The 1,332-nt window shown below is 60.3% G+C and carries 1 protein-coding gene and 1 pseudogene; one reads left to right on the top strand and one right to left on the bottom strand.

What is annotated here, in order from left to right; all coding sequences use genetic code 11:
• Positions 1–873, top strand: an 873-nt coding sequence (locus tag P0D96_RS47950) for an IS3 family transposase (protein WP_408321327.1), incomplete at its 5' end; no start/stop codon positions are given.
• Between the two features lie 9 nt (positions 874–882).
• Here P0D96_RS47950 and P0D96_RS47955 read toward each other — a convergent pair.
• Positions 883–1,090 (bottom strand): annotated as a pseudogene (locus P0D96_RS47955) (integrase core domain-containing protein); the annotation flags it as partial.
• Between the last annotated feature and the right edge of the window lie 242 nt (positions 1,091–1,332).

Consider the following 1,332-nt stretch of genomic DNA (forward strand, 5'->3'; position numbering starts at 1 on the left):
TTGGTAAATCACTTGCAACAGGAGGCCGTATCGGTCAGTGACGCCTGCCGGGTTTTGCGGGTGAGCCGCTCTGGCTACTACGCACACCGGCGTGCCAGGCCGAGCGCAAGGAGCCTGCAGGAACAGACCCACGTCAGGGCAGCATTCGCCGCCAGCGGCGCGAGCTATGGCAGCCGGCGTGTGATGCATGCGCTGCGGGAGCAAGGGTTACGTATTGGTCGTTACCGGGTGCGTACGCTGATGCGCGACGCAGGCCTGCGCACGAGCTGGAAGCGCAAGTTCGTCTCGACGACCGACAGCAGGCATACGCTACCTGTGGCGGAGAACGTGCTCGACCGCCAGTTTGATGTGGCCGAGCCCAATCGCGCGTGGGTTTCGGACATCACGTATATCCGCACGGCGCAGGGCTGGCTGTATCTGGCGGTCGTGCTGGACCTGTTCTCACGCAAGGTAGTCGGCTGGTCTATGGCTCCCACCATGCCGGCCGGACTGGTCATGTCGGCACTGACCATGGCGCTGCAGCAGCGTCGGCCAGCGCGGGGGCTGGTCCTGCATTCGGACAGGGGCAGCCAGTATGCGAGTGACGAGTACCAGGCATTGCTGAAGCAGCATCACGTGGTTTGCAGCATGAGCCGCAAGGGAAATTGCTGGGACAATTCAGTGATGGAGAGGTTCTTCCTGAACCTGAAAATGGAGCGCGTGTGGCAGCGTCAGTACGCCAACCACGACGAGGCACGGCGCGACATCAACCAGTACATCGTCGGCTTCTACAATGCCGTACGCCTACATTCGACCTTGGGCTATCTGTCGCCCGCTGCCTACGAGGCGAAACCGACAGTGAAAGAACCTATCTGCCTGTCCGAAATAACTTGACCACTACAACCATCGACCCTGATGTTCGCGCTCGTGGTTGTACTGCTCAAGCCACGCGCTAAGATCGGTCTGCAGCGCGTCGACCGATGCGTAGATCTTCTTGCGAAACGCCGCACGATAGAACTCGTTGAGCATGGTCTTGTGCAGGCGCCCGACGATGCCGTTGGTTTGCGGTAACTTCGTCTTTGTGCATGTGGCCGATGTTCTTGACGGCCAGCTACAGTTCGCATTCGTGGTATTCGGTCGACTGTACGGGTCTAGCTCCCTCGCCGTAAGCCGCCGGTCGAAATCATTCGCCCTGCGCCAGCGGCAGCTTTTCGGCCGGCCAGTGGTTGCCGCTCGCCCATCCTACGAAGCCGACACCCGAATGGCTGGTTCGCTAAGAGATCTGCGGGATAATCTACCAGTATATTTCGGCCGGAGCCGGCCATTTGCCCATCGGGGTTGACTTGTCCACTA

The organism is Paraburkholderia sp. RL17-347-BIC-D, assembly GCF_046027915.1.
GTDB lineage: Bacteria > Pseudomonadota > Gammaproteobacteria > Burkholderiales > Burkholderiaceae > Paraburkholderia.